Origin of the sequence: Methanothrix sp., from assembly GCA_029907715.1 — an archaeon.
Taxonomy (GTDB): domain Archaea; phylum Halobacteriota; class Methanosarcinia; order Methanotrichales; family Methanotrichaceae; genus Methanothrix_B.
The window spans coordinates 216,993-242,942 of the sequence record JARYLI010000001.1; the positions used below are offsets into that span (position 1 = coordinate 216,993).

Consider the following 25,950-nt stretch of genomic DNA (forward strand, 5'->3'; position numbering starts at 1 on the left):
TGAATCACCTGGAGAATATCTTCTCGCGCTCGTCGTCGTCGAGATCAAGCTTTGTGATCATAACATTTGATGGATGTATGGGGCGCGGGACCTCTGTTCCGTCAGCACGGAAGTTGCTGACGCCGGTGACTGTTATCACGCACCTCTTCAGGTCCACACTCAGAACCTCGCCCTCGACGCCCGCGTTGTCGCCGCGCAGGACCTTCACCGTATCACCTTTCTTGACCTGAGCGCTCCTCTTCCCGTGCTCCTTCCTGAGCTCCGGGCTCAGCATCGCGTGCATCAACTTCTGCCTCATGTGGAGCGGGGCGTTGAACCTGGCCTTCCGCTGCTTGCGTGGTTGCTTGCTGATCATAACCATCACACTATCATCGCTGCTGATGAGGCGATCTTACCGAACCGCTCTGCCACTTCCCTGGCCACAGGTCCCTTGATCTCGGATCCCTTCGGAACGCCCTCGTCATCTGTTATGACTGCAGCGTTGTCCTCGAACTTGACCCTGAGGCCATCGGGCCTCCTGAACTCCTTCTTCTGCCTGATTATAACAGCGTTGAATATCTGCTTCCTCATCTCGGGAGTTCCTTTCTTCACAGAGACCACAACCATGTCCCCTATGCCGGCGCAGGGCTGCCTGTTCTTGACCCCTCGGTACTTCTTCACGGAGACGACGAACAGCGTCCTGGCGCCTGTGTTGTCCGCACACTCGAGATATGTTCCGGTGTTTATCGCCCTCGGGATCCTGGCCTTGTTTCCCCTCATCGCATGACCTCCACAACGACAAACGACTTGGTCTTGCTGAGAGGTCTGCACTCAGCTATCCTGACCCTATCCCCAACCTTCGCAGCCAGGCACGGTGGGTTGTGCGCATGGATCTTGGATCTGCGTTTCTCGTACCGCTCGTACTTGGCTATCCTCTTTCTGAACTCCCTCATGACAACCACGGTTCGGGCCATCTTATCGCTGACCACGACCCCTTCCAGGACCTGGCCGCGAACCGGTAGCCTGCCGTGGAATGGACACTTTGGATCGTTGCAGGCCTGCTGGGGCGCGCTCACGTCCAGTCCTATATCTCTCATATCTTCCACCTCAATATTTGCATCCTTTTATTTATTCTGTTCTCGGGTTGTGAGATCAAAACAGAGCCCGCGATCCTCACCTTCTGCCCATCAGGCAGCGTAAAGATGAAGCTTGTGTGGGCCTTTGGGACGCGCCTCAGGCCGCGCTGCGTCTCGATAACGAAGGTGTTCCTCGTCTCATCCACCACCAAGCCTCTCATGCCAGCCATGGTGCGGTTTGGGGTATCGATCACCTCGACCGTCAAACCTATCAGCTCATGCCTGGCTATGTTCTCGGGACTGATCATCACTTCCTGACGCGCTCCCTCTGCACGGTCTTCATCCTTGCGATCGTCCGGCGGATCTCTCTGATCCTTCCGGGCTTCTCAGGAGCGCCACCTGCCCTCACAGCACCCCGCTCGCGTATAAGCTCCACCTCAAGCTTCCGGAGCTCCTCCTCGAGCTCCTCCGAGCTCATGTTCCTGATCTCATCAATCCTGAATATCGCCATGGGTCTCAGCCTCGCTCATCCCGGTCCCGCTCTCCGGCTCCTGAGGAGCCAGCTCCTGGACCTCTTTTGTTGCCGAAGGCGCATCGACCGGCTCATCGAGAAGCCTGTCCAGCTCGCTCTTCTTCTCCTCTACCTTCTCCTGCGTCTCAGGAGCTGTAGAGGGGGCAGCCACAGGCACCGTTTCCTTCGCCTCAGGCTCCTCTGGCGGTGCCTTTATCTGGAAGTCGTCGGGCAGAACAGCGCCTGGTGGGACTATCCTGACCTGGCAGCCGATCGCGCCGAGCTTCTTCACAGCAACAGCATAGCCTGTATCGACTATCTCCTCAGCTGGCTTTCCTGAGTGCTTTATGTAGCCGGCGAGGAACTTCTCGACACGCGCCCTAGGACCGGTCAGCTTGCCGCTGATCACTATCTCGCACCCGAGCGCTCCGGAGTCCATCACCCTGCGCAGCATCGACTGCCCTGCCTTTCGGAAGTACCAGCCGTGCTCCAGCGAGCTTGCGAGCCTGTTCGCCACAACCCTGGCGTTCAGGTCGCCCTTACCGACGTCCTGGACATCTATCTGCGGGTTGTCAAGCCTGAACCTCCTCTCGAGGTCTCGGGTTATCTTGCGTATCAGCTTCCCGCCCTTTCCTATGACCATGCCGGGTTTCTCAGCATAAACCGTGATCTGGGTGCCCATCGGGGTGCGGTTCATGACCATGCCGCCGTATCCAGCCCGGTCCAGCTCCTTCGCAAGATACTCATCCACGAGCGCCTTGGTGAATCCCTCCTGGACGAACTTCTTCTCAACAGCCAAACTATCTCACCTCTGTCAGTATCATCTCTATGGATACGGTCTCCTGGTTCTTCGGAGTGGCCCTGCCCATGGCCCTTGGCATCCATCCCCGGAACGTTCTTCCCTTCTTTGTGTTGGCATAGCCAATCATCAGCTTCTCCCTGTCGAGACCCCTGTACTCCGCATTTCCGACCGCATTCTTAAGCACCCTGAGCACAGCCCTCGCTGCCTTCTGCGGAAACCTGCCGGACGGCCATCCGACCAGCCCGCGCCTGTGGGGCACGTTCCTGTTGTACCGCCGGAACGGCACCGCCCTCTTCAGGGCTACGACGTCCTGGAGGTACCTCTCCGCGGCATCGACCTTCATTCCCCTTATCGCCCTGCAGATCTCTCTGGCATGCTTCGGAGAGATGGGCAGCTCCACGCCCATCGCCCTGGCAAACCGCCCCTCAGGGGTAATTGAGTAGTTCAGTCTTCCCACGAGCACACCTCACTTTAGCGGCACGAACTTGCTCGACCGCGTTGCTCCGACGCCTGCAGCGCCGTGAATCACCCTGGCCCTCGTAAGAGCGTACTCTCCAAGGTAATGGCCTATCATCTCAGGAATGATCTCCACGCGCTGGAAGGTCTTTCCGTTGTGTATCTCCACGACCTTCCCGACCATCTCAGGGAGCACTATCGCATCCCTCAGATGCGTCTTTGCAGTTCCCCTGGCTCTGAGCTTCGCCATGAACTTCCTGTGCTCCTTCGAGAGACCCCGCCTGAGCGATCTCCGCTGCCTTGATGGCAGAAGCTCTGCGATCTCCTCCAGGCGCATCTTTGCGAGCTCCGACACCCTGTAGCCCCTGTAGGTGAACTCCTCCTTCCTCTTGGGAAGCTTGGATCCTGCTCTCTTCGCCACAACTATCTCCTCCTAGCGTTTGCCCGTCCTGCGAGCCGCTATCGATCCGACCTTACGCCCAGGAGGTGTGCCCCTGCTCACGGTCTTGGGCCTGCCCGGATGCTGGCGCCCGCCGCCGCCGAAGGGATGGTCCACGGCGTTCATGGCCACACCCCTGACCTTCGGCCACTTCGCAGCCTTCGATCTGTACTTGTAGAAACTCTTTCCTGCCTTCACCAGGGGCTTCTCAGTTCTCCCGCCGCCTGCGACAACGCCTATGGTCGCCATGCAGTTCGGATTCAACCACTTCATCTCTCCGCTCGGAAGCTGAACCACGGTCGCACCCACGTCATGAGCCACAAGTATCCCGTAGACGCCGCTTGCCCTGGCGAACTGTCCGCCATGGCCCGGCTTCGACTCTATATTGCATATAGGCATGCCCTCAGGTATGCTCGCCAGCGGCAGGGTGTTGCCGGGCTGTATCTCGGCAGCAGGCCCGCAGGCGATCTCCTGACCTACATACGTGCCCTCTGTGGCGAGAACATACTGCTTCTCACCATTCTCAAGCCTCACGAGCGCTACAGGAGCCGTCCTGGCAGGGTCGTGCATGATATCCTCCACAACACCGCGAACAAGATCCCCGCTGAACTTGATGTGCTTTATATCAGCTCTGTATCTGTGTGATGGCGCACGGTATGTGGGTGTTCCCTTGCCCCTGTTCTGTGATATTATTCTCTTGCCCATCGCAACCACCTTACAGCAGGCCCAGCCTGGTGGCAAGCTCATTTGCGGTCTTATCACCAGCGAGCCTTACAACAGCCTTCTTCTCGCCCCGGGGTGTTATCATGGTTCTGATCTCGATAACCTCAACATCATAGAGATCCTCAATCTCCTTCTTGATCTGTGGCTTTGTTGCCTTCAGATCCACAATGAACTCTATGGTGTTGTCCCTGTCGATCATGCCCGTGACCTTCTCAGGGACGTAAGGGCATTTGATTATCATAGCCTCTCCTCCAGAACTTTGAGAGATGGCTCGCTCCATACGGTGAGCCTGCCAGCGTGGGTCCCTGGCGCCAGAAGCTCAGCGTTCAGCTTATCGGCGGTCACAAAATCGACCCCCGGGAGGTTGCGCGCTGCCCTGCCTATACCATTATCTGACGCTGTTACGATCAGGATGCTCCTGGGCTGCCTGAACCTCCTCCCCCTGAGCTTGCCCTTTCCGGCCCGCACCTTCCGTCCGTTCTTCGCCCTCAGAACGTCATCCCAGAGGCCTGCAGCCATCAGGAACTTCCGCAGCTCTGAGGTCTTTGATATGCTCTCGATCTCGGCCCTGACAACGACCGGAAGCTCTCCGCTGAATACATGTCCCCTCGCGGCCACGAGATCTGATCTTGCTGTCGCTGCCACAGCAGACCTTATCGCCTTGATCCTCTCCTTCTCGTTGATCTTCTCGCTCAGGACCTTCGATGGCACCGGAGGATGGGACGCGCGCCCGCCGCGTGCCATGGGCACAGCAGCTGCTCTTCTACCTGTGACGATCCTGGGGACCCTGGACACGCCGTGACCCGGCCCCCACGACCTCGCTGATGTGTTCATTCCAGCGTAGAAATGCGGCCCATAGGGCTGCAGTCTGTTGGCCTGGGCTGCAAGCACCGCCTTCTTTATGAGATCCGGCCTGTACTCCTCCTCAAAGATCCCGGGGAGCACAATCTCGCCGACCGGATTTCCTGAAATATCGATAATCTTAGCGTTCATCGTGATCCCCGATCAGACACCCTGCTTTGATTCCCTGCTGACATACAGTATCTGGGGCGCCTTCGGCGCGAATGCTGCGCCTGGCCTGATCGCCCTGCGCATCCTGACCAACCTCTTCACGGGTCCGGGGATGCTTCCCTTTATCAGCATGTACTCGTTTCTCACGACTCCATAGCCGACAAAGCCACCATCGGGGGTTATGTCCATGCCGTTCGTGCCTATGGCCATTATCCTCTTGTTGAACTCGGTCCTCTGGTGATACCCGGTCTGACCGAGCTGCGGAACCCTCCAGCTTATCCTCGCCGGGTGCCACGGCCCGAGGTTGCCGACATGTCTGAGCTTGCCGGTGCGCGAGTGCTTTCTCTTCTGTAGCATTATTCCCCAGCGCTTCACCGGACCCTGGGTTCCCTTTCCCTTTGTGACTGCAGTTACATCGATCCAGTCGCCAACGCTGAAGATGCTGCCCACAGCCACCTGGCTGCCCAGAAGTCCCTCTGCGGCTTTGAGCTGCTCCTCCACGGATCGCCCTGTGACAGGTATCTCCATGATCTCCGGCACCTTTTTGGGTACGCCCGTCACCAGACCTGGATTCGTGTGAGCCAGGACCCTGATCTCGCAGAGCTCATCCACCCTGGACTCGATCTCCTCCAGGGATGTGCCCCTTCTTGCCTTCGGGATCGTTATCGCTCTTGCCAGATCCTGGCTCAGGTTTTCAGCCCAGAGCTCTCCTGCAGGCCTGATGCCGCCGTTGTACGTCTCGTAGACCCTGAGCGCTGCTACGCTCATGGGCGGCACCTCCACCACTGTTACAGGCACACTGATCTCCATGCCCTCTGTGAGACTTCTGGGCCTGTCATCTATCATCATGACATGTGTCATGCCAGCTTTGTATCCGGCAAAGCCGGCCATTCCGGCCCTCTCTTCTGAGACCCAGGATCTTATCCTTGGAACCTCGCTCTTGGCCCTCTTCCTGGGGCTGAAGGCCAGCGAACCCCGCCTCGGTCGGTGTATCTTTGCCATTTACTCCTCCAGACGCACCAGGTTCAGCAGGGCAAGCGTCGAGAAGACGGCCTCCTCGACACGAACCGTTTCAGTTCCCTGATGCGGAATTGTGTTGATCACGCAGCATCTCTCCAGCATCTCGCGGCTCAGAAACGCATCAACGCCCCGTGCGGGGGAGCCGAACACCACCGCAAGCCCTTTTGAGCTTGATCTCTCTATCTGGTTGAGCAGATCAAAGCTCACCGGAGTTCCCCTTCTGGATGTGGCCACGATGAACTCGTCCCTGGAGAGGAGGTAATCCTCCGCACTGTCCACGACTATCGTCTCGTAGCCCCAGTATCCGGGTATCTCACTCCGGTCCACAGGCTCAGCGGCGAGTGGACTCAGCGAAAAGATCCTGACGTTCAGGCGCTGCCCCTTCTGGAATCTCCTCTCCGATTTGAGGGGTACAGGGCGGTCGAGACCGACCTCAACCCACGCGCCACCATCAGATCCGACGCTTTCTACTACCACGCCGACTCTTATCTCGCCTACCTTGAGCGTTGAGCTTCTGGAGCCAACTGGATGATGGGCGGTTCTCAGCGGCGGCAGAACTCCCGCATGCCTCAGCTCCCTCATCCTGGGGAAGAGGAGCTTCCGCAGGTACTGCGGAGTCTCTGCATACCGCAGCACTGTGCTTATGAACCTGGAATCGTCGAACTCGTCATCGCGATACACGACGATCCGGTCGATGCGGAAGACCGCCGCAGCCCTTGCGATAAGCCCGACCTTCGCGGTGCGAAGGCGCGGATCTGCCGTCTCCATCGTGTACGAGGACGGTATCAGTATGGACCGCTCGCAAGGACCGCTCATCAGATGTCCTTCTCTCAGGGGAGGTATCGTATATAAAAAGGTTTGCATGATCGGATGCTGCTGAATTCGCTGCGGGAAGAAGTATCTGCTCCCACGCAGTGCAGGCAGCACAGCTTTTAATATACAAGAACAGCTAAACTCGTCATGAGGTGTTCGTGTGGCTTTGTTTGACTCCCAGCTTCCGATAGTGATAGTCATTCTGCTCATACTTCTGAGCCAGTCGATCAAGATTGTGAGAGAGTATGAGCGTGTCGTCGTCTTCAGGCTCGGCAGGTACAGTGGCGTCAAGGGTCCGGGTCTGTTCTTCATAATACCAATCATAGACAGGGTGCAGCTCATAGATCTCCGGGTCGTCACGATAGATGTGCAGAAGCAGGTCGTGATAACAAGGGATAACGTGACCGTGGATGTTGATGCGGTGATATACTACCGCGTCATGGACCCGGCAAAGGCCGTGATCCAGGTGGAGAATTACAGGGTGGCGACAGCGCTTCTCTCGCAGACAACGCTGAGAGACGTTCTGGGCCAGATAGATCTGGACGATCTCCTCTCAAAGAGAGAGGAGCTGAACCTCAAGCTCCAGACGATCCTCGACAGGCACACAGATCCATGGGGCATAAAGGTGACTGCAGTCACGCTGAGAGATGTCAGCCTACCGGAATCGATGATGCGCGCGATAGCGAAGCAGGCAGAGGCCGAGAGGGAGAAGCGTTCCAGGATCATTCTGGCGGATGGCGAGCTCCAGGCATCGAAGACGATGGCCGAGGCTGCCGCGCTGTATGAGCACGCGCCTGTCGCCATAAAGCTCAGGGAGCTCCAGACCCTTGCGGAGATCGCCAGGGAGAGGAACCTGATAGTGGTGACATCAGGTGCTGACGTTGGGAGCACAGCAGGTCTGGTGGCAGCCCTCCAGAGAGCGGTTGAGGAGGCGGGCAGAGCAGGCGAAAGACGGGCGTGAAAGTGATCTGAGATGGGGCCGCATCTGAAGGCTGTGGTACTGCTGATGATGATCTCATCCCCCTGCCTTGGAGGGGTTGTATCCCTGCAGATAGACGGAGCCATAACTCCGGCGAGCGATGATCTTGTGAAGGCGGCAATAACCTACGCTGAGAGTTCGAACGCAGATGCACTGGTTCTGATGCTCGATACACCCGGAGGCGGCCTGAGCGAGACCCTGGAGATAATTGCAGCTGTGGAGAGAACAGAGATACCCGTGGTTGGATATGTCTCCCCTCCGGGAGCAAAGGCGTGGTCTGCAGGAACGATGATACTGATCAGCACGGACATAGCAGCCATGGCCCCGAACACGATCATAGGCTCTGCCCAGCCGGTCAGGCTCCTTCCCACAGGGGCAACTGAGCCTGTCAACGATACAAAGACCACGAATGCGATAGTGGCGCTCATCGAGGAGAAGGCCAGGGTCCACGGGCGGAACAGGACCGCAGCGAGGGAGTTCGTCCTGAGCAACCTCAATCTGAACGCAGAGGAGGCGCTGGAGTACGGGGTGATCGAGCATGTCTCCCCCGATATCAGCAGCCTCCTCAGATCGATCAATGGCAGCTCTGCGAAGAACAGAACCCTTGCGACAGAGGGGGCTGCAGTGGTGATCTTTGAGCCAGACCTGAGGCTCAGGATGCTTATGCTTCTGTCTGACCCAACAATCGCTGGACTGCTGTTGCTCATCGGCCTCTACGCTCTCATCTTCGGGATCTCAAATCCGGGCCTCGGAGCAGAGGTATTCGGGGTCATAGCGATCGCGCTCGGGCTCATAGGCCAGGGGTTCGACGTCAACATCGGCGCCCTCTTTCTGATAATCGTCGGCATGGGCCTGATCCTGGCAGAGCTCCACACCCACGCGATGGGCGTTCTGGGAGTTGCCGGGCTGATATGCATCGTGCTGGGCACGCTCCTCTTCGCGCCCATAGGATTCCCGGAGTGGTATCTGCCCGGAGAGTACCAGCGTTCTGTTATCAGGCTCTTCCTGCTCCCCTCTCTGACCATGGCGGGATTCTTCGCGTTCGCGGTTTACAAGATAGCAGAGGCGAGGCGCAGGCCGACCTTTGAGGAGACCGCAGGACAGTACGCAGAGGCGATCGAGACCCTGGATCCGAGGGGTTATGTCATATACCGCGGTGAGTACTGGAATGCGGAGGCTGATGAGAGAATCGAAAAGGGGGAAACGGTCGAGGTCGTGGGGATCTCCGGCCGCATCCTCAGGGTCAGGAAGGTCAGATGATGTTGCTTATCATCGTGCCTATGCCTGCGTCCGTCAGAAGCTCGAGTATGATCGCATGAGGAATCCTGCCGTCGATTATATGTGCTTTCTCGACGCCGCGCTCAACAGCCAGGACACACGCCTCGACCTTCGGGATCATGCCGCCCTTTATGACACCCCTATCAACGAGCCTCTGAAACTCTGAGGGCGAGAACTGGGAGATCACCCTGCCCGGCTCGTTCGGATCCTCTCTCACTCCCTCGACATCTGTGATGGATATTAGCTTCTTTGCACGCAGGGCGACGGCCACAGCCCCCGCCACGGTATCAGCGTTGACGTTCAGGCTGTTCCCCTCCCTGTCGATCGCAATGGGCGAGATCACAGGGATGTAGCCCTTGCCTGCAGTGATCATCAGTATCTCCGGGTTTATCTCCTCGACCTCTCCGACGTAGCCCAGATCGATGTTCTCGCCGTTCACATTCATCGGCGGCTTCTTCCTCGCCACTATGAGCATCCCATCCTTTCCGGAGAGCCCGATGCCCTTACCGCCATACTTGCCTATCAGCGAGACGAGCTCCGCATTGATGTTGCCAAGAAGCACCATTCTCGCAATCTCAAGCGTCTCACGGTCGGTTACCCTCAGACCAGCGACGAACTCGGCCTTCTTTCCGAGCCGCTTCATGGTCTCTGAGATCTCAGGTCCGCCACCATGAACCACCACAGGATGTATGCCTATGTATCTGAGCAGTATTACGTCCTGTATGAAGTTCTCCAGAATCTCGCGGTTCGTCATTATCGAGCCGCCGATCTTTATCACCATTATCGAGTCGTAAAACTCCCTTATGTACGGCAGAGCCTCTATAAGCACCTGTTCCTTCCTCATATCGCAGCTCCTATCGAAAATCCATGTGATTTAGAGCAGCTCCGAACATGCTTCAGATCAGCACCGAACCAGAGTGGCACTGATTTGAGCATATTCAGGGCGCTGCATTTCATATCTCAACAGATCACTCTATGGACATAAGCACATCGCCTGGAGAGACCGTTTTCCCTGTTTCTATGTAGATCTCCTTCACGGTACCGCTCCTGTCCGCATACACCGGGTTCTCCATCTTCATCGCCTCGAGTATCGCGACCACGTCACCCTTGTTGACCCTGTCTCCCCTCTTCACCTTGTACCTTATCAGCACTCCCTGCATCGGCACCGTGACCCCATCTCTGGGAGCCATCGGCTGAGCCTCCTGTATGCTCATGCCAACAGGGGCGACCTTCACGATATACGCCTCCCCGTCAACCTCGACGTTAAATGCGACGGGCGCGGTGCCCTTCACAGCCACTGCAGCTTTCGTGTCCTTCTTGACCAGCGGCTCCTCGGTCGCCTGACCCTTCAGGAATTTTATGGCTATCTGCGGGTAGAGAGCGTATGTGAGATAGTCCTCCTCCTTCTTCGCGAGGCCCAGCGCATCAACCTCCCTGACAGCAGCCTCGTACTCTGGAGGCAGGAGGTCTGCAGGCCTCACGGTTATCGGCTCCTCGTCCTCTAGGATCTTCATGCGTATCTTTGGATCTATCTCCGCAGGTGGTCTCCCGTACAGACCCTTGACGTAATCGCGTACCTCCTTCGGGACGACCTTGTATCTCTCTCCGGTGAGCACGTTGAGAACCGCCTGGGTCCCGACTATCTGGCTCGTCGGCGTGACAAGCGGTGGATAGCCCAGGTCTGCTCTCACCCTTGGAATCTCGGCCAGAACCTCATCATATCTGTCGATGGCCTTCTGCTCGATCAGCTGTGCCACGAGGTTGGAGAGCATGCCCCCCGGTACCTGGTACACGAGCACATTCGTATCTATCTTGGCAGCGATCGGATTGAAGACCGGGGCGTAGACGTCCATGAGCCTGTCGAAGTAGCGCTTTATCTCCGTGAGCAGCTCCAGATCCAGACCTGTATCGTATGGGGTCTCTCTGAACGCTGCCACGACGCTCTCTGTGGATGGCTGCGAGCTGCCTCCCGAGAGTGGGGAGATCGCTGTGTCCAGGATGTCTGCGCCTGCCTCCACAGCTGCAAGGTAGCTCATCTGGGCGAGGCCCGCGGTGCAGTGGGTGTGCAGGCAGACGGGCAGGTTCACCTCGCGCTTTATCGACCTCACAAGCTCACTCGCATAGTGGGGGGATATGAGACCCGCCATATCCTTTATGCATATCGAGTCGCAGTCCATCTCCGCCAGGCGCACGGTGAACTCCGTGAACTGCTCTATGGTGTGAACCGGGCTTATGGTGTAGCAGACTGCGCCCTGCACATGCGCGCCCATCCGCTTAGCGACCCGGATGGACTTCTCCATGTTTCGTATATCGTTGACGGCATCGAATATGCGGAAGACATCCACGCCGTTTTTGGCTGCCTTCTCGACGAACTTTTCCACCACATCATCGGCATAGTGCCTGTATCCCACAAGGTTCTGCCCTCTGAGAAGCATCTGCATCTGCGTGTTGGGCATCGCCAACTTCAGAGCTCTCAAACGCTCCCAGGGATCCTCATTCAGGTAACGTATGCATGTGTCAAACGTGGCACCGCCCCAGACCTCCATCGAGAAATAGCCGACCTGGTCGAGAAGCTCAGCAATGGGTAACATATCCCGGGTCCTCATCCTGGTCGCGAGAAGCGACTGGTGTGCGTCTCTGAAGACGGTCTCGGTAAGCTTTACCCTGCCCATATAGATCCCCCAAGCATCATCGCTCTTTCTTTAAAATACCTTCGATCGCGCTTACTGGTGGCTGGTATGAAACCTCTCTGGAATGAAGGGGCGCATGCTCTTCACACTGTGCATCCATCTGAAACGCGCTGCTGCATGCTCACAAAATCTATATTCTTTCAAAGCCTGGGTAATTACCATGAAAGCTCTGTTCGTGCTCATCTCTCTGCTCATCATAGCGACAGCGTCTGCATCAGATGTTGTGAGAATAGGTCTGTCTCCAAAGGAGATTGCCGTCATCGGCCTGCCTGTGAAGAACACGACCCACATATCCTGGACCGGATACGGGGCTCTGGGAGAGTACCGATCGGTTCATGCTGAGTGGCTCCCTCCGCTCTCGGATTACAGCCACACGCCTGAGATCTACGAGTTTCTGCTTCCCACATGGACATCTCCGGGTTTCGGCGTGAACACGCATATAAAGCCGATATACGATTTCATACAGGAAGGCTGGCAGCCGCCCAGGATCAACTACACAGAGCACACGCCAGGAATGGCGGAGTTCATGAGTGAGAGCTGGCGTCCATCACCACCGAGCGGAGAGGCGTACACTGGCGAGGGCACAGGGCTGGCAGCGTTTCTGAGATGAGGGGAAAGCGGGACTCTGAGAGGCAAGCCCTGTGAGCTGGTCTTATGAGGAAGCTGATAATCGCAAGGATAGTTCACTCTCCCGAGGATATGGGGTCCATGGGTGCAGGGCTTGAGAGGATAGGGGTCTCCAGGCTCGGAAGAGAGAGGTGGGAGGAGAACCGCAGGAGGATCGAGCGGTTCTGGGACGAGCTCGAGAGGGAGATCGATCGCCTGGATGTAGATCCTGCACGATTGCGCATATACCAGGATGGTTTGCCCGCAGGCGGTGAGCTGGGTGAGAGGATTGTCAGGGAGACAGCCTCAAAGGGCAGCAGAAACTATCAGATCATCGAGAAGCTCATGGAAAGGGGCGCGAGGATCGAGGCCACAGAGAGCCCGGAGCTGCTGCTGCGGGAGTACCAGCACATAAAGGCGATGGTATCAACCACCGGCGAGGAGCAGAGAAGGGCGCTGGATGCGTATAACATGGAGAAGGATCGCCTCCTCGAGGAACGGGACGCGTATATCGCAAGAAGAATAGCAGAGACTCTTCGCGATGGCGAGACCGGCCTTCTCTTCATAGGTGCCCATCACAACGTTGTTCCCGGGCTGCCACCAGACGTGGAGGTATCATATCTCGGGGATCCCGGCTGACACAGAATGTGTTTGCTATATTGCAAGCGGTTTACTGGAAGCAAACAGCTCCAGAGTGGGGGGATCTGCGGTAAAGCTCTCCCCTACTTGGGCTCCCCTCTGCATTCTGGAGCACTCCTGATTCAGCCCCTCACACGGTTGATCCTCACCTGGAGTATGCCGTTCTTGAAGCTCCTGCCGCAGATGTCCCCCGCGTCGGGTGGGAGCCTCACAAGCTTCATGAACTCCCCTGCCCGGATATCCAGAACTCCCTCCCTGAGCGCTACAGAGAGCTCATCCTCCTCCACACCCGGGAGCTCCGCGACGACTGTTATGCTCTCCCCGTCATCCATCACATCGACTATCGGCTCCTTTCTGGGGGCTCCTGGTATCCTGACCTCGGGCGGTCTTGCTGGTCTTCGTGCCCCCGGTTTGCTCAGAGGCCTTATCGATATACCGTAATCGACAACGGGCTTGCTGCTCCATCCAACCTCTATCCTGTGTCGCACCTCTGCGTCAGTCTCTGCTATTCGCCTCTTGAACTCAGGCGAGGATGCCTCAAGGGCTTTTATTATCCCTCCGAGCCCAGGGATGAACTGGCTCACGATTCCTCCAACTATCGACGGCTCCTCCGCGGGTTTCTTTTTCTCTGCGCTCTCGCCCCTGAGGGTTTTAAGAGCCTTCTCTATCTCATCCAGCCTGCGTTCTATCCTCTCCAGACGATCTTCATAACCATCTGACATGCCGCTCACTCCAAACAGGACATCTCATACCTGATGAATTGGTTGAAAATGGCCATCGGATGCAGACCATTTTCATCACATATGTGATATTGTGCCATGAATCTTTTTGCGGATACTGTTACCGAATCAAAATCCGACTAGAGCCAGAATCAGATCTCAATTCCAGCATCTCAACCGCAGCGAGATATCTGGGGCATCCTAATGCTGCATTAAGAGATCACCTGCATCGGATCTCTGCAAGCCGCTTTTTGTGGAGAGCAATTGTGGATGCGTGTTTTCTCCTCACATCTAGCATGTGGTTTGTGGACTTCGCAAGGCTCTCCCTCCAGGCTCTCTTTATCCTGAGCCTGTGGGATGCAGCTTTGCATGACATCTCCTCCCGTCTCGCTCTGAGGTAGGGCACTATCTCTTCCATCAGCCGCATGCGATGTGCAGTTACCCTTGCATGCTGGATCCTTCTGTTCTCCATCATTCTGGACTTTCTCGTCATCTCTCACTCCTAGAATCATCTGAAGCAGGCGTCTAGCGAGCGTATTGATATCCTGTATCTCAGGACAGAGAAGCAGGGGCCCCTCATTCTACCTTTTATATAGCCGGATGTGATCATTTTGGAATCCATCTCTCTGATCAGATCTACAAGACCCCTGCAGAGATCAGAATCTTCGCTCAATTTATCCTCGCCTATCTGAATCCCTTCCTGCTCTTCCCCAGGATGTGTATGTCGACGAAGTTGTATGGTGGCCACGGTCCGGAATAGTTTGTCCTCAGATCGCTGTGCTCCTCGATAATCGCGCTTACACGCTCCGAGAAATTATCTATCCTGGAACGCTCCACGAGAAACGCGGTATTGAGAATCAAGCGGTCACTGAAAAGGTCGAGGTTTTTGAAGTCCACTGATACTGTGCTGAGACGTTCCACGATATCCCTTCGAATCTCCTCATCCCGGCCGTTCAAATCTACATTCTTCGGCTTGATCACCTTGACCCCCAGCTCGACCCGCCCCTCCACAACAGGCCATGCCTTCTTCATCGCAGCATATCCAGCACTCATGGCCACAGCAAGGTTCTTTCTTCCCTTGAACACCATACCATATGCGACCGGAAGAACATCATGCTCCTCCATCACCCTCCTGACGACCCTCCTGTGGATTTCCACGTCTTTTTCCTCGACACCATACTCCTTCAGTTCCGCCTCGCTTACAACAGGGCACAGGTCTCTGTATTCGATGGTGTGAACATCACTGTTGCCGAAGCCGATTGGTCCGAAATCCGCATTTTCTGATCTGATCACGCAGTAGACGTAAAGCCCTCTCTGGGTGTCTCTCTTTGGCGGCAAGGCTTCAGACCTCCTCTACCCTCTCCAGGCTTCCTCGATGGCGGAGCTCCATTCTCCGGTAGCCGGTGATCTCGCCGTACTCGTCGAAACTCATCTCATATCTTCCAACGATATCCTGCGTGTCCGGTATGGCCCTGCGCTCCAGCACCTCCACGTTAACGATCCAGCCACCCTCTGTTCTGGATATGCTGCTTATCGATTCGAACCTCTTTCCAAGGAGCTCCTCAGCAGAGGTTCTGGCGATTCTGAGCATATCCCTGAGACCAGGCTTTTCGGTCATCCTTCAACCTCTAAGGAACGAATATAAGATCGCAGTCCCTCAAGGCTTCAACCTGCTTTCCGTGCCAGCCCTTCACCGCCTCTCTGAGGTTGTATCGCCCCTCTCTGTTGATGAGCCCGTAGTACTTCAGGAACGAGGCCAGCCTTCTTCGCCTTGCTCTGCTTCTTCCTGACGCTATGGTATCGAGATCCACTGTGCCATCCGGCTTCAGGCACAGATAGAATGCCCTGGCTGCGATCCTGCCGTCATCGGTCATGGCTCTGACAATAAGCGCCTCTGTCTCGTTGATTCGCAGTCCTCTTGGTCTCCTCGAGAAGATCTCACCAACACTGGCGATCTCAACATCCTGGATGACGGCGCCGACCCTATCCACATGGACCCTCCTGTACAGCTGCTATCGCCTCATGCACCAGCTCCCTCTTCTCCTCCATCTCCTTCCTGGAGCTGGTCTTGTTGGCGATCACATCTATGCAGATTTGGTCCAGGCTGATGCCGGAGTCTCCGTTAAGCATCCTCAGGCCCTTGCCGATCATTATGCATGCCCGCGTACCTGGCTTCTGTGCATCCGGAAGCCGCTCCCTCAGGTACCTCACAATCCCAACCACCCTGCGCGCTACATCCTCTGTTAGCCCGGTATGCTCCATGACAATCCTGACCTCAGTCTCATAGCCGTAGTAGTCTGTGTATATTCCGACCATTCTGTCCAGAAGAGCATCCTGCGGCCTATGGATGCCAGCATACTCTATGGAGTTCGAGGTCAGGATGGCTCTGAAATCCGGGTGAACTCTTATGTACCGGTCTTCCCCGAACTTCGTGGGCAGCTCCAGCACGCCCTCCTCAAAGACGGAGAGGAGGACGTTGTTCGCAGCGGGCTTGGTCCTTGAGAACTCGTTGTATATCAGGGTGTAACCGTACTTGCACGCGAGCGATAACGGATTATCGACCCACTCCACCTTCATGACATCTCTGCTCTTGAAGACATTGTGAATATATTTGTCTCGAACGCTCTCGTTCTCGATCTGTGAGTAGCCACCTATGAGATCTGCTGTTGTTATCGACTCATCTCCATTTATCCAGACAACAGGCCTTCCGAACTGCCGGGCGACATGCATCGCGAGGCTGGTCTTTCCACATCCTGTGGGGCCTATAAGATGTACAGGATAGCCGGCCTCGAGCCAGAGCTTCATCCTCGCCTCGGTCTCCCTGACCTCCGATGTCTCCACAAAGTGCTCGACATCAGGCATCAGATATGCTTCCTCGATCTCCTTCCTCAGGGCCTCTGGGTCGCGTGCTGCCGTCTGCGATTGCACCTTTACATGAATCTCCTCACGCTCCTTTGAGAGCAGCAGCTTCTTCTCCCACGAGGTCTGGTGGACAGACTCACCTCTCACACGTCTGGGATGGGTGACAACGTATCTCATCTGGAACCCTCTGGGGATCACAAAAAATATCTACCGGTGGTTAACCGTAGTAGAAATCTCTTATATATCTATTAACATCCTGCTCGACGTATCTCTGCATATCATCTCTGAGAGCCAGTGCTCTGGAGTGCAGCTCCCTGGCGGCTGTGTTCATTCTCGATATGGCATCGTGGTTCTCTCTGATCTGGTTTTCCACATCCGCTCTGAATTTTCTCATGCCATCGTTGAGCTCTCTCGCACCCTCCTCCCTGATGCGCTCACCGGACTTTCTGAAATCGACTGACATCTTATCCATGGCGGATCTGATCTCCGCTGCACCAGAGCCCATCCTCGATACAGCATCGCGGTTCTCTCTGATCTGGTTGTCCAGGTCAGCTCGGAAGCTTCTGAGACCCTCGTTTAGCTCTTTCGCACCCTCCTCCCGAATGCGCTCGCCTGCTTTTCTCATCTCCTCTGAGGTCTTGCCGATTGCGAGCTTCATCTGACGAACGCCGGTGCGTATCTTTGCTATGCCCTTCTTGTTCTCCGTTGTCTGTTCCTCTATCGACTTTTTAAGGGCGTTAACGCTTTTGGCCATTCTGCTCACACCTTCATCCCGGATGGCGACTCCAGCGCTTCTCAGCTCTGCAGACTTTCTCCGCATCGCTTCCTGCCTCGCTCGAACACCCTTCCCCTGTATCGTCAAGGGTATCTCTGCAGACAATGCTGGCTCGACTTCCGCGGCCTTTGCTGGCACATCCTTTCGCTCTTCTGGTTTCAGCTGAACCTCAGCAGTGCGGATCTCGGCGATCGGGGGCTGAGCCTTCCTTCTGGCCTCGATTATGCTCTCGGCCAGCTGTGCCTTTGTACCCCCAAGATTCTGGATCCCAAGCTGAACTGCCATCTCCTCCAGTTCTCGCCGGGTGTGTTTTGTCACCAGTTCTTCTACAGTCTCTTCCATAGGCATCCCGAAACATCACAAAATCAGGAGTTCCTGATCAGGCAGGAACTCCCGGTGCTGCGGCTATGGCAGCCTGTTCGATCTTCGCCATCTCCTCAGAGTAGTGGAGGAATGTATCGACGGATGCGACCACCACTCTCGCTTCGACTGTCAGTATCTCGATGCCAACCAGCGATACCCTGGCCCAGACATCGACGACTATGCCCTTGTCCAGGATCCTGTCGAGAACCTCGGCAAGGCTGGACGAATCAGGTGTTGATGTTACCATTCTCTTTCACCTCACGCGGAAGGTGCTGCGGCTATGGCAGCCTGTTCGATCTTCGCCATCTCCTCAGAGTAGTGGAGGAATGTATCGACGGATGCGACCACCACTCTCGCTTCGACTGTCAGTATCTCGATGCCAACCAGCGATACCCTGGCCCAGACATCGACGACTATGCCCTTGTCCAGGATCCTGTCGAGAACCTCGGCAAGGCTGGACGAATCAGGTGTTGATGTTACCATTCTCTTTCACCTCCGACAATTCTTTTCTCCAGAGATCTCTTGGAGCGTGATGCGTGAGAGCCCTCGTTTGTTGCATGAGCCATCCAGTAAAAGGGGGATGATCGAGCTGGGCCCGATCCATCCCCGCAGGAGGCTCTGGCCGTGTCCGACACCCGAGGGCGAAGACGGTATCATTGTTAATTGAGATCATCCACACAGAAGTAAACACTAATGGTTAAAATAGATTATTATCTGTCTAAAATAGTTTTTGTTTTTGTCTCTGCATGTGTTTCTGGGTATTTGTCAGAGAAATTAGCATCTGATGGAAATTGATAAACTATAGAAGATCCGGACGATCATACTGTATATCAAATCCGTACCTGATTCACAATGCTCTCTGGGGATAGTGCAGCATGAGGATACTGGTGGTTGATGATGCCCCTTTCATAGTGAGGGCGCTGAGGGATGCTCTTGGGGCAAGGGGTTTTGAGATTCATGAGGTGCATAGTGGCGAGGAGGCTCTATCAGCCTACCGAGATTTGAGGCCGGATGTGGTGCTGATGGATATTCTCATGCCAGGCATGAACGGTATTGAAGCCACACGTGAGATTGTGAATATGGACCCATCCGCCAATATTATCGTGATAACCGCGATAGGCAAGCCAGGGCTGGAGAGGGAATGCATGGATGCAGGTGCGAGAGGGTTTCTTATGAAGCCCTTCAGGATCCGGGATCTTCTTGCTATTATTGAATCTCTCCCGAGAAGAGGCGATGAGCGTTGAGAGGGATAGAACTATTTCGCGGCTATCAGGAGGATATAATCGAAACGATACCGAGCACAATTATAATTGTCGACAGAAGACTGGAAGTGCTGTATGCTAACAGAAACTTCTATCTTAAGTCCTTCCGGACTGAGAAGAATGTATTAGGCATGCATCTCTCGAAGATATTCTCTCCCGTTTTCATGCAGAGGCTGGATGGCAAGATCAGTGAGGTTTTCTCCAGCGGAGAGCCGTTTGATGGGGAGCAGATCAGGTATCCGGGAGGAAGGTTCTACTTTTACAGGATCTACCCCCTTAGGGAGGCTGGTGGGTATGTAAGCAAGGCGGTGATCTTCATCGAGGATATCACAGAGATGACCAGGCTCGAGGAGGAGCTGCGAGAGTCGTACATAAAGCTTGAGAATGCCTATGCTGAGCTCAAGGAGCTTGACAGCATCAAGTCAGAGTTCGTATCCATGGTATCACATGAGCTGAGGACGCCTCTCACAGTTATCAATAGCTACCTGGAGATGTTCGAGGATGGTATGCTAGGGGGTCTCTCAGATGTGCAGAAGGAGAAGCTCCAGCTGATCAGATCGCAAACAGATACAATGATCCAGCTTGTGAATGACATGCTTGATGTGCTGAGAATTGGGCCCAGGCGGCTCAGACTCAAGAAGGAACCGGCAAGCATGGAGGAGTTGATTCGCTCGGTGATCGCAAGCCTATCGAGGCTTGCAGATCTCAGGGAGCACACGATAACATTCAGATGCGAGATGGTTGATACCCAGATAGAGTGTGATCCCAAGAAGATTATGCAGGTTTTGAGCAACCTGCTCACAAATGCGATCAAGTACACCCCCGATAGAGGGCGTATAGATGTGGTTCTCAGGGAGGATGCGGGAGGTGTTCTGGTATCGATCAGAGATAACGGTATAGGGATCCGGGAAGAGGACAAGGGTCGTGTTTTTGAGAAGTTCTTCGCGATGAGCAACGAGGCCAGCGCATATACGAGCATGGGTCTTGGCCTCTCCATAGCAAAGGATATTGTGGAGGCGCATGGCGGGCGGATATGGTTCGAGAGCAGGTTTGGGGAGGGGAGCACATTCTACTTCACTCTCCCTCGTGGTTAGAGTGCTGACCATTCTCAATATCTTCCGGAGAAAGCCCAGGGTGGTGCCGCTCACCGAGCCTGTGGGCACGCGCATGCCAACAGAGCTCTCCCGTGGCTCAGCGTATCTGATCCGAGAGAAAAAGCCTGAGTTCAGCTTCCAGATATTCTCGTCGCTTGTGAGAGGACAGTGCGCGAGCTGCGAGCATCCTGATGCGTTCAACTGCGAGAGCATAGGTTGTGAAGAGTGCACCCTCAAATGTCCATGCAAGAGCTGCAATCAGAAGAGGGCTCAAGGGCTTTGCTTCACCACCCTTCATCCTGAGCAGATCAGAAACAGGTATGTTCTTCAGATCACACCGATCTTCTGGATCAGCAGGCGTAGTGGGGGTCAGATGGCTGTAAATAGCCTGGAGGTCATGGCTGACATAACTGCGAGGTTCCTGGATAAGAGCAAAAATCCGGTGGTTCTGCTGGATGGTCTGGAGCTTCTCGTGGTCATGAACGGTTTTGTCCAGGTCATCAGGTTTCTCCGCGATATCATGGAGATGGTATTCATAAGCAGAGGGATCCTGATCGTGCCTGTGAATCCATCCGCCCTCTCCGAGAGGGAGATGGCGCTGATAGAGCGGGATATGCAGGAGATTCCTGCGGAGTGGAGATGAAAGCTTCGCTCTTATGTGTTTGGCAACTTGCGGGTCGTGCATATGGTTGCTTAACGCACTTATTCATTTACCTGGAACGCATAGCAAGCCCAGTGCTTCTATTGGGCAAGATAGCATATGGATAAGAGCGGAAAGCTTTACGCACAAACGCATGTGATAAAAGATGTGCCAAAAGGATGAGGAGCGGCCCTGATAGAATTGCGACATGCAACACAGGAGATCGAATGCCGATTCCTTGGTCTATTCAGGTACTCGATGCGCTCCTGGCGCACCTAAACTGTTGCCTCAGATCGCGCAGAGACCAGTTCAGTTATGTTCGGATGTTAATGTCGCGAACAAGGATCAAATGCAATCAAAGCTGTCGGTCCAGTATGAAGATCTGATAAACTAAATCAAAAATGTCTCAAATCATGAAAGATCGAACATATCATAAATACGTAACAATTATAAGTATTTTGGATTACTATGTCTCTAGCATCTGTGGGAGGGGCTCTGATCGAAGAAACAAACCTCGGGCAGGATGACCGGGAGGAGTTCCTGAGCAGGTTCGTGAAGCCGAACAAGGACATACTCATTCTCTCCATACTCGGAGAGCGCCCGATGTGCGGCTACGACCTCATCAAGGAGATATATAGAAGGTATAACGTCCTCCTGAGCCAGGGCGCTGTTTACCCCATCCTCTACTCGATGGAGGCTGAGGGTATTCTGAGAGCGGAGTACAGCAGAGGAAACATGAGGACCAAGTTCTACACCCTGACGCCCAAGGGGCAGGAGGTGATGAGAAGGAAGATCGGAAACATGGTGTACGCTCTGGAGTACATGCTGTCGTTTCTGAAGGGATCATGTTTAGGATGAGTATTGAAGGACTGGATCGCGTTCTCGAGGCAGATCCACCTGCCGGCTCTGTCCTGTTGGTCACCGGAGGGGAGGGCACACTGAAGTCCAGCCTGGTGCTGGCGATGATGTCCCGCTACCTCGAGGGCAGCGCAGAGCATGGCCTCTATGCGAGCCTGGAGCAGACAACGGACAGCCATCTGAAGAACATGGAGAGCATCGGGATAAGATGGCACGAAAACCTCCACATGTTCGACTACAGAGACATGCGGATCGAATGGAGAGAGCACAGCCTCGACATGTTCAGCATGACGAAGGAGGTACTGGATACATACATCGGCAGATACCGGGAACTCACGCTCTTCGCCATGGACTCTCTGAACGCCCTCTATGCTCTCTCCCCTAAAACAAACCTACGCAGAAACGTTTACGAATTCCTGACTGCGCTTAGGGACAGGGGGCTCACATCCATTCTGATACTTGAGACAGGTCATGATGTGGAAAAGGGGGGTGAGAGGTTCCTCTCGGATGGAATCATAGAGCTGGGCGTGATCGAGAGCTATGATGGCGTTAAGAGATACCTCCAGATCAGAAAGATGCGCGGGGCGAGACATCGGATGGAGAAGCATCACCTCGTCGTGAAGCCGGGCGGGCTTGAGGTCCTTGGGCCGATATACGGGCCAGCCACCACTGTCTGAGGATGGGCTTCCAGCCATCGCAGATGAGATACGGGAGCAGGTCAATTTTCCAGTATGCCGTATCGCCGGATGAAGGTATTCCTGAGGCTGTACCTCAGATCCGACCGGCGTCATCACCTTTTCTCAGGATCTGAAAATTGTCCCGACATATCTCATGAAACATGTTGCGAAAATATTTCAGACAGATGGCAAGGTATTTTTCCAATCGATCTGAAGATATACTCTCAGGAGGTCCTGCTGGTTGTTCGTCATAGATGATCTTCTTCTGAGAAGCGTCGGCATCTCTGTTCCGGGCCTTGATCTGATCTGGACACTGGAGCAGATCAGAGGATACGCCCAGCGCGAGCTGTACAGCCCTGAGCGAATCAGGAATCAGATAAAGGAGATCAGGCTGCTGTACGAGTTTGGAGAGATGAGCCGTGAGGAGTACGTGGAGAGGACTGAGCAGCTGATGCAGAGGCTAAGGATAGCGGAGGAGCTGCAGAGGTGATCTGCAGAGATGCACATGAAATCAACAGAGTGGGCAATCAGAGCGTTCTGGAGGGGAATGTGATGGTGCTTCCTGAGAAGAATTCGGACCGCGGGCTGGCCGGCGCGATCGACCGGATACTTGACAAGGGGCTTGTCATAAACGCGGACATCACCGTCTCTGTGGCCGGAGTCGAGCTGCTCGGAATAAAGGTGAGGGCTGCGCTCGCATCATTCGAGACAGCTGCAAAATATGGCCTGGAGTTCCCATCCGGGGTCAGCTGCGAGACCGCTGCCTGGCGGGATGCGATGCTCGATAAGGAGGAATGCCCCCAGTGCGGGAAGAAGGTGCTGCGCGAGGAGCTCCTGAACGAGTGCTGCCCGTGGTGTGGATGGACGAGCGCTCTCGCGAGGGATCGAATGCTGAAGATGCCTTTTGTTTTGAAGGACGATTATGGAACCTGAGAGGTGCACGAACGCAGGCCTGGTCGATCTCCTGGACAGGATACTCACCAAGGGGGTCGTGCTGAACGCGGATATCATAATCTCAGTTGCAGGTGTGCCTCTGCTCGGCCTCAACCTCCGGGCTGCTCTTGCGGGAATGGATACAATGCTCAGGTATGGCATATGGAATGACTGGGATGCAGCTCAGAGGGCATGGGCGGCGGAGCAGCAGAGGCTGAAGGCACTCACCACAGATTTTCTGCTTGATGGTGAGGAGGTACGTCTCAGGACCTTCGGCATGTGCTGGCACTCTCGGGGTATCTACCAGGCGTGGAGGCCTGGAGATTTGTACGTTACGAACAGGCGCATAGCTGTCTTCAGAAAGGAGCCCCCTGAGCTTCTGTTTGCAGCATACTACGAAGATATAGAATATTTTGCCCTGAAAAAGGGAGATCTTGTCGCGAAGAGGTATGCAGACATACTGCATATCTGCCTGAAAGACGGCACGGTTGCAAAGATCCATTCGGCAGAGATCCATGCTGTGAGAGATGCAGCAGAGCATGAGATGCGCTCTCTCCGATTGCTCCAGGATGCTGTGCCTGATGAAGTGGATGCAGAGAATCGCATGCACTCAAACACCCCTCCGAACATGAGCGCAATAGGGAGATACGCAAAGAGAGATGGAAATGGTGAGATGATTTCAGAGGAGCATAACAAATGGCCCTCAATATCGATGAGAACAACCTGAAACATGGCCTTCTTGGACTTGTGATAGCGCTCGTCGAGGTGATAAGGGACGCTCTCAGGATGCAGGCATTGAGGCGCATGGAGTCAGGAGTTCTGACTGAGGAGGAGGTGAACCGGCTCGGCGAGGCACTGATGGAGCTTGACATCGCGATAGAGGAGATCAAAAGAGAGCAGGGGATAACAGAATCCGTAAAGGCGGTCCGCGACGGTCTGGACGAGATCGTGGATGATGTTCTCGATCGAATTGTGAATCCTGAGAGTTGGAGGGAGGAGGTTTATGGAGAGGGGCGATGATCTGAGAGATGCGATCGTGGAGATGGTCAGATCCGAGGTCAAAGCGATTGGCGACGAGCTGGCCCCTCTTATATCAGAGATCGTGCGAGCAGAGCTCATGCCAGCACTCAGGGCCGCGATAAGAGATGCGATACTCAGAGAGCTGAGCGCATCATACGGTGGGGATGAGACGGCTGAGACTGATGGTATCCGTGAATGCGGCCCCAGGATCGCTTTTTGCGAACCCGAGGAGATAAAAAAATCAGCAGAGCCACCGGTGAAAGAAGAGGCCATTGCAGAGACCGCGCCTGCAGGTGAGAAAGGACTGTACCTCTACTGCCTTGCGGATGCGAGCGTATCCACAAGCCTTGGATGGATGGGGATCGATGGATGTGAGGTCTACACTATCCCGCACGAGGGAATATCTGCGGTAGTTCACAGCTGCCCCCTGGAGCCGTACAGGAGTGATGATGAGGAGACGGTGAAGATGTGGGTGAAATCGCACCAGCAAGTGGTTGATCTCGCAGCTGAGAGGTTCGGGACAGTGATGCCGTTCGGCTTCGACACGATTATAGCGCCGAAGGACTCCTGCACAGCGGAGGAGGTTCTTAAGAAATGGATCTCTGACGAGCTTGAGGAGATAAGGAGAAAGATGGAGAAGATCCGGGGCAGGAAGGAGTACGGGATTCAGATATTCTACGATCCAGCAGTTTTCAGCGAGAGGATCGAGAATGAGAGCGATGATGTGCGGAGAATCAGGGAGGAGATGAAATCAAAGCCTCCAGGTGTTGCGTACATCTACAGACAGAAGCTCGAGGCGGCTGTGAGGAAGGAGCTGGATGTGCTCATGGCTGCGTATTTCAAAGAATTTTATGAAAAGATTCTGAGCAATGCTGAAGACATAAAGGTGGAGAAGGTCAGGAAGTCCGACAGCGACATGGTGATGATGATGAACCTCTCCGTGCTTGCCAGCGATGAGAGGGCTCTCGGCCAGGTCCTGGACGAAATAACTGCAGAGCCCGGGATCTCTGTCCGCTTCACAGGACCATGGCAGCCGTATTCATTTGTTTGAATTTGTATCAGGACCCACACGCGACAGGACTTCATGAGCTCGGATCGACCCGTGGGATCAGCGCACCGCTCTTATCCATCTGATAACTTGCCCGAAGAGGCACCAGTCACGCTGTGCGCTCGTGGCGAGCGAATGAATGCATTCAGCAACCTCCCGAATGACCTCCAAGTTGCTGAATACATAAGAGCGCAGCGCACAATGAACCTCCATTAGTTGTGCGGAGTCACATGGCATCGATCTCAACGATATGAGTACATTAAAAAGTGCAATTTCGTATCAAAGCTCCTGCGTTTGGCAACTCGGAGGCTTTGCGGTGTGGCTGATGTAAGCACACATTCATCTGACATAAACGCATAGCAGGACCATTGTCACTTGACAGGTCATCAGATGGATAAAAGCGTCGTACCAATTCAGCACGCCACCTGGAATCCTCTTCAACATGCAGGACCGATATGTTTATCTGACCCTTCTGTTCTCTATCCAGTGAGGGCAGGTAGATCAGCTGGAAGATCGCTACCTTGGCATGGTAGAGGCCTCGGGTCCGAATCCCGACCTGTCCATAGTCCTTTGCGTCACTTTATACACATCAATTAACAGCTACTGGAGATGCATCTCACTTCAAAGATGATTTTATACTGGAGCTGGAGCTCTATCCGGGATCAGGCATAACATTC

General features: G+C 54.9%; 38 protein-coding genes and 1 tRNA gene. 15 read left to right on the forward strand and 24 right to left on the reverse strand.

Features of this window, described 5'->3' with window-relative positions; all coding sequences use genetic code 11:
- Nucleotides 1–4: 4 nt before the first annotated feature.
- Genes rplX through QHG98_01060 form a run of 13 tightly spaced genes read right to left on the reverse strand, consistent with a single transcriptional unit; the run spans nt 5 to nt 6,833 of the window.
- A complete protein-coding gene (gene rplX / locus QHG98_01000; protein ID MDH7596311.1) occupies nt 5–355 on the reverse strand; it encodes a 50S ribosomal protein L24 in 351 nt (116 codons plus the stop codon).
- Nucleotides 356–360: 5 nt separating this feature from the next.
- Nucleotides 361–759: a 50S ribosomal protein L14 gene (rpl14p, locus tag QHG98_01005; GenBank protein MDH7596312.1), complete on the reverse strand. Its 399-nt coding sequence runs from the start codon at nt 757–759 to the stop codon at nt 361–363.
- A complete protein-coding gene (locus QHG98_01010; GenBank protein ID MDH7596313.1) occupies nt 756–1,076 on the reverse strand; it encodes a 30S ribosomal protein S17 in 321 nt (106 codons plus the stop codon). Before QHG98_01010 ends, rpl14p begins: the two co-directional genes overlap by 4 nt.
- Nucleotides 1,073–1,363, reverse strand: a complete 291-nt coding sequence (locus QHG98_01015; protein ID MDH7596314.1) for a ribonuclease P protein component 1 — start codon at nt 1,361–1,363, stop codon at nt 1,073–1,075. The genes QHG98_01010 and QHG98_01015 overlap by 4 nt, the downstream gene beginning before the upstream one ends.
- Complete coding sequence (gene rpmC, locus QHG98_01020; protein ID MDH7596315.1) at nt 1,363–1,566, reverse strand: 50S ribosomal protein L29; 204 nt, start codon at nt 1,564–1,566, stop codon at nt 1,363–1,365. Before rpmC ends, QHG98_01015 begins: the two co-directional genes overlap by 1 nt.
- The gene (locus QHG98_01025; GenBank protein ID MDH7596316.1) at nt 1,547–2,365 is read right to left on the reverse strand and encodes a 30S ribosomal protein S3; all 819 of its coding nucleotides are present in this window, start codon (nt 2,363–2,365) and stop codon (nt 1,547–1,549) included. The genes rpmC and QHG98_01025 overlap by 20 nt, the downstream gene beginning before the upstream one ends.
- A 1-nt stretch (nt 2,366) precedes the next feature.
- Nucleotides 2,367–2,825, reverse strand: coding sequence for a 50S ribosomal protein L22 (locus QHG98_01030; GenBank protein MDH7596317.1), 459 nt, complete (start codon nt 2,823–2,825; stop codon nt 2,367–2,369).
- Nucleotides 2,826–2,834: 9 nt separating this feature from the next.
- Nucleotides 2,835–3,245, reverse strand: a complete 411-nt coding sequence (locus QHG98_01035) for a 30S ribosomal protein S19 (GenBank protein MDH7596318.1) — start codon at nt 3,243–3,245, stop codon at nt 2,835–2,837.
- Between the two features lie 12 nt (nt 3,246–3,257).
- Entirely contained in the window at nt 3,258–3,968 is a 711-nt protein-coding gene (locus tag QHG98_01040; protein MDH7596319.1) for a 50S ribosomal protein L2, read from the reverse strand.
- Nucleotides 3,969–3,978: 10 nt separating this feature from the next.
- A complete protein-coding gene (locus QHG98_01045) occupies nt 3,979–4,227 on the reverse strand; it encodes a 50S ribosomal protein L23 (GenBank protein MDH7596320.1) in 249 nt (82 codons plus the stop codon).
- Nucleotides 4,224–4,979: a 50S ribosomal protein L4 gene (gene rpl4p / locus QHG98_01050; protein ID MDH7596321.1), complete on the reverse strand. Its 756-nt coding sequence runs from the start codon at nt 4,977–4,979 to the stop codon at nt 4,224–4,226. Before rpl4p ends, QHG98_01045 begins: the two co-directional genes overlap by 4 nt.
- A 12-nt stretch (nt 4,980–4,991) precedes the next feature.
- Complete coding sequence (locus QHG98_01055; GenBank protein MDH7596322.1) at nt 4,992–5,999, reverse strand: 50S ribosomal protein L3; 1,008 nt, start codon at nt 5,997–5,999, stop codon at nt 4,992–4,994.
- Entirely contained in the window at nt 6,000–6,833 is an 834-nt protein-coding gene (locus tag QHG98_01060) for an RNA methyltransferase (GenBank protein ID MDH7596323.1), read from the reverse strand.
- A 157-nt stretch (nt 6,834–6,990) separates the two neighbouring features.
- Between QHG98_01060 and QHG98_01065 the strand changes: the two genes are divergently transcribed.
- Both QHG98_01065 and QHG98_01070 read left to right on the forward strand, forming a co-directional pair.
- A complete protein-coding gene (locus tag QHG98_01065; protein ID MDH7596324.1) occupies nt 6,991–7,791 on the forward strand; it encodes a slipin family protein in 801 nt (266 codons plus the stop codon).
- Between the two features lie 12 nt (nt 7,792–7,803).
- The gene (locus QHG98_01070) at nt 7,804–9,069 is read left to right on the forward strand and encodes a nodulation protein NfeD (GenBank protein MDH7596325.1); all 1,266 of its coding nucleotides are present in this window, start codon (nt 7,804–7,806) and stop codon (nt 9,067–9,069) included.
- Here the strand turns inward: QHG98_01070 and argB are convergent.
- Nucleotides 9,062–9,931, reverse strand: a complete 870-nt coding sequence (gene argB, locus QHG98_01075; GenBank protein ID MDH7596326.1) for an acetylglutamate kinase — start codon at nt 9,929–9,931, stop codon at nt 9,062–9,064. The genes QHG98_01070 and argB overlap by 8 nt on opposite strands.
- 124 nt (nt 9,932–10,055) lie before the next feature.
- Nucleotides 10,056–11,759 carry a sodium-extruding oxaloacetate decarboxylase subunit alpha gene (oadA, locus tag QHG98_01080; protein ID MDH7596327.1) on the reverse strand — a complete coding sequence of 568 codons (1,704 nt, stop codon included), beginning with the start codon at nt 11,757–11,759 and terminating at the stop codon, nt 10,056–10,058.
- Between the two features lie 178 nt (nt 11,760–11,937).
- On the opposite strand from oadA, the gene QHG98_01085 reads away from it, so the two are divergent.
- Both QHG98_01085 and QHG98_01090 read left to right on the forward strand, forming a co-directional pair.
- The gene (locus QHG98_01085) at nt 11,938–12,387 is read left to right on the forward strand and encodes a hypothetical protein (GenBank protein MDH7596328.1); all 450 of its coding nucleotides are present in this window, start codon (nt 11,938–11,940) and stop codon (nt 12,385–12,387) included.
- A 44-nt stretch (nt 12,388–12,431) separates the two neighbouring features.
- Nucleotides 12,432–13,022 (forward strand): hypothetical protein, encoded by a 591-nt coding sequence (locus tag QHG98_01090; protein MDH7596329.1) that lies wholly within the window; start codon nt 12,432–12,434, stop codon nt 13,020–13,022.
- Between the two features lie 122 nt (nt 13,023–13,144).
- On the opposite strand, the gene QHG98_01095 is transcribed toward QHG98_01090, so the two are convergent.
- From QHG98_01095 to gvpA (QHG98_01135), 9 genes are all read right to left on the reverse strand, one after another.
- Complete coding sequence (locus QHG98_01095; GenBank protein MDH7596330.1) at nt 13,145–13,744, reverse strand: Hsp20/alpha crystallin family protein; 600 nt, start codon at nt 13,742–13,744, stop codon at nt 13,145–13,147.
- Nucleotides 13,745–13,961: 217 nt separating this feature from the next.
- Nucleotides 13,962–14,234 (reverse strand): hypothetical protein, encoded by a 273-nt coding sequence (locus QHG98_01100; GenBank protein MDH7596331.1) that lies wholly within the window; start codon nt 14,232–14,234, stop codon nt 13,962–13,964.
- A 191-nt stretch (nt 14,235–14,425) separates the two neighbouring features.
- On the reverse strand, nt 14,426–15,079 hold the full coding sequence (locus QHG98_01105; GenBank protein ID MDH7596332.1) for a GvpL/GvpF family gas vesicle protein: 654 nt from the start codon (nt 15,077–15,079) through the stop codon (nt 14,426–14,428).
- A 4-nt stretch (nt 15,080–15,083) separates the two neighbouring features.
- A complete protein-coding gene (locus tag QHG98_01110) occupies nt 15,084–15,359 on the reverse strand; it encodes a gas vesicle protein (GenBank protein MDH7596333.1) in 276 nt (91 codons plus the stop codon).
- 10 nt (nt 15,360–15,369) lie between these two features.
- Complete coding sequence (locus QHG98_01115) at nt 15,370–15,732, reverse strand: hypothetical protein (GenBank protein ID MDH7596334.1); 363 nt, start codon at nt 15,730–15,732, stop codon at nt 15,370–15,372.
- On the reverse strand, nt 15,725–16,780 hold the full coding sequence (gene gvpN / locus QHG98_01120) for a gas vesicle protein GvpN (protein ID MDH7596335.1): 1,056 nt from the start codon (nt 16,778–16,780) through the stop codon (nt 15,725–15,727). Before gvpN ends, QHG98_01115 begins: the two co-directional genes overlap by 8 nt.
- 40 nt (nt 16,781–16,820) lie before the next feature.
- Nucleotides 16,821–17,663, reverse strand: a complete 843-nt coding sequence (locus QHG98_01125) for a hypothetical protein (GenBank protein MDH7596336.1) — start codon at nt 17,661–17,663, stop codon at nt 16,821–16,823.
- A 94-nt stretch (nt 17,664–17,757) separates the two neighbouring features.
- Entirely contained in the window at nt 17,758–17,988 is a 231-nt protein-coding gene (gvpA, locus tag QHG98_01130) for a gas vesicle structural protein GvpA (protein MDH7596337.1), read from the reverse strand.
- A gap of 11 nt (nt 17,989–17,999) precedes the next feature.
- Complete coding sequence (gene gvpA / locus QHG98_01135; protein ID MDH7596338.1) at nt 18,000–18,224, reverse strand: gas vesicle structural protein GvpA; 225 nt, start codon at nt 18,222–18,224, stop codon at nt 18,000–18,002.
- A 392-nt stretch (nt 18,225–18,616) separates the two neighbouring features.
- Here gvpA (QHG98_01135) and QHG98_01140 point away from each other — a divergent pair, with 392 nt between their 5' ends.
- The 11 genes from QHG98_01140 (at nt 18,617) to QHG98_01190 (ending at nt 25,836) form a co-directional block, all read left to right on the forward strand.
- On the forward strand, nt 18,617–18,985 hold the full coding sequence (locus tag QHG98_01140) for a response regulator (protein MDH7596339.1): 369 nt from the start codon (nt 18,617–18,619) through the stop codon (nt 18,983–18,985).
- Nucleotides 18,982–20,097 (forward strand): ATP-binding protein, encoded by a 1,116-nt coding sequence (locus QHG98_01145; protein ID MDH7596340.1) that lies wholly within the window; start codon nt 18,982–18,984, stop codon nt 20,095–20,097. The genes QHG98_01140 and QHG98_01145 overlap by 4 nt, the downstream gene beginning before the upstream one ends.
- Nucleotide 20,098: 1 nt before the next feature.
- Nucleotides 20,099–20,740 carry a DUF835 domain-containing protein gene (locus QHG98_01150; protein ID MDH7596341.1) on the forward strand — a complete coding sequence of 214 codons (642 nt, stop codon included), beginning with the start codon at nt 20,099–20,101 and terminating at the stop codon, nt 20,738–20,740.
- 465 nt (nt 20,741–21,205) lie between these two features.
- Complete coding sequence (locus QHG98_01155; protein MDH7596342.1) at nt 21,206–21,595, forward strand: PadR family transcriptional regulator; 390 nt, start codon at nt 21,206–21,208, stop codon at nt 21,593–21,595.
- The gene (locus QHG98_01160; GenBank protein MDH7596343.1) at nt 21,583–22,272 is read left to right on the forward strand and encodes an ATPase domain-containing protein; all 690 of its coding nucleotides are present in this window, start codon (nt 21,583–21,585) and stop codon (nt 22,270–22,272) included. Before QHG98_01155 ends, QHG98_01160 begins: the two co-directional genes overlap by 13 nt.
- Before the next feature lie 241 nt (nt 22,273–22,513).
- A complete protein-coding gene (locus QHG98_01165) occupies nt 22,514–22,762 on the forward strand; it encodes a gas vesicle protein GvpG (protein MDH7596344.1) in 249 nt (82 codons plus the stop codon).
- On the forward strand, nt 22,759–23,205 hold the full coding sequence (locus tag QHG98_01170) for a gas vesicle protein (GenBank protein MDH7596345.1): 447 nt from the start codon (nt 22,759–22,761) through the stop codon (nt 23,203–23,205). The genes QHG98_01165 and QHG98_01170 overlap by 4 nt, the downstream gene beginning before the upstream one ends.
- Nucleotides 23,195–23,932, forward strand: a complete 738-nt coding sequence (locus QHG98_01175; protein MDH7596346.1) for a gas vesicle protein — start codon at nt 23,195–23,197, stop codon at nt 23,930–23,932. The genes QHG98_01170 and QHG98_01175 overlap by 11 nt, the downstream gene beginning before the upstream one ends.
- Nucleotides 23,902–24,225 (forward strand): gas vesicle protein K, encoded by a 324-nt coding sequence (locus tag QHG98_01180; protein MDH7596347.1) that lies wholly within the window; start codon nt 23,902–23,904, stop codon nt 24,223–24,225. The genes QHG98_01175 and QHG98_01180 overlap by 31 nt, the downstream gene beginning before the upstream one ends.
- Nucleotides 24,209–25,276, forward strand: coding sequence for a GvpL/GvpF family gas vesicle protein (locus QHG98_01185; GenBank protein ID MDH7596348.1), 1,068 nt, complete (start codon nt 24,209–24,211; stop codon nt 25,274–25,276). Before QHG98_01180 ends, QHG98_01185 begins: the two co-directional genes overlap by 17 nt.
- 487 nt (nt 25,277–25,763) lie before the next feature.
- Nucleotides 25,764–25,836, forward strand: a tRNA-Ala gene (locus tag QHG98_01190).
- Nucleotides 25,837–25,950 lie beyond the last annotated feature (114 nt).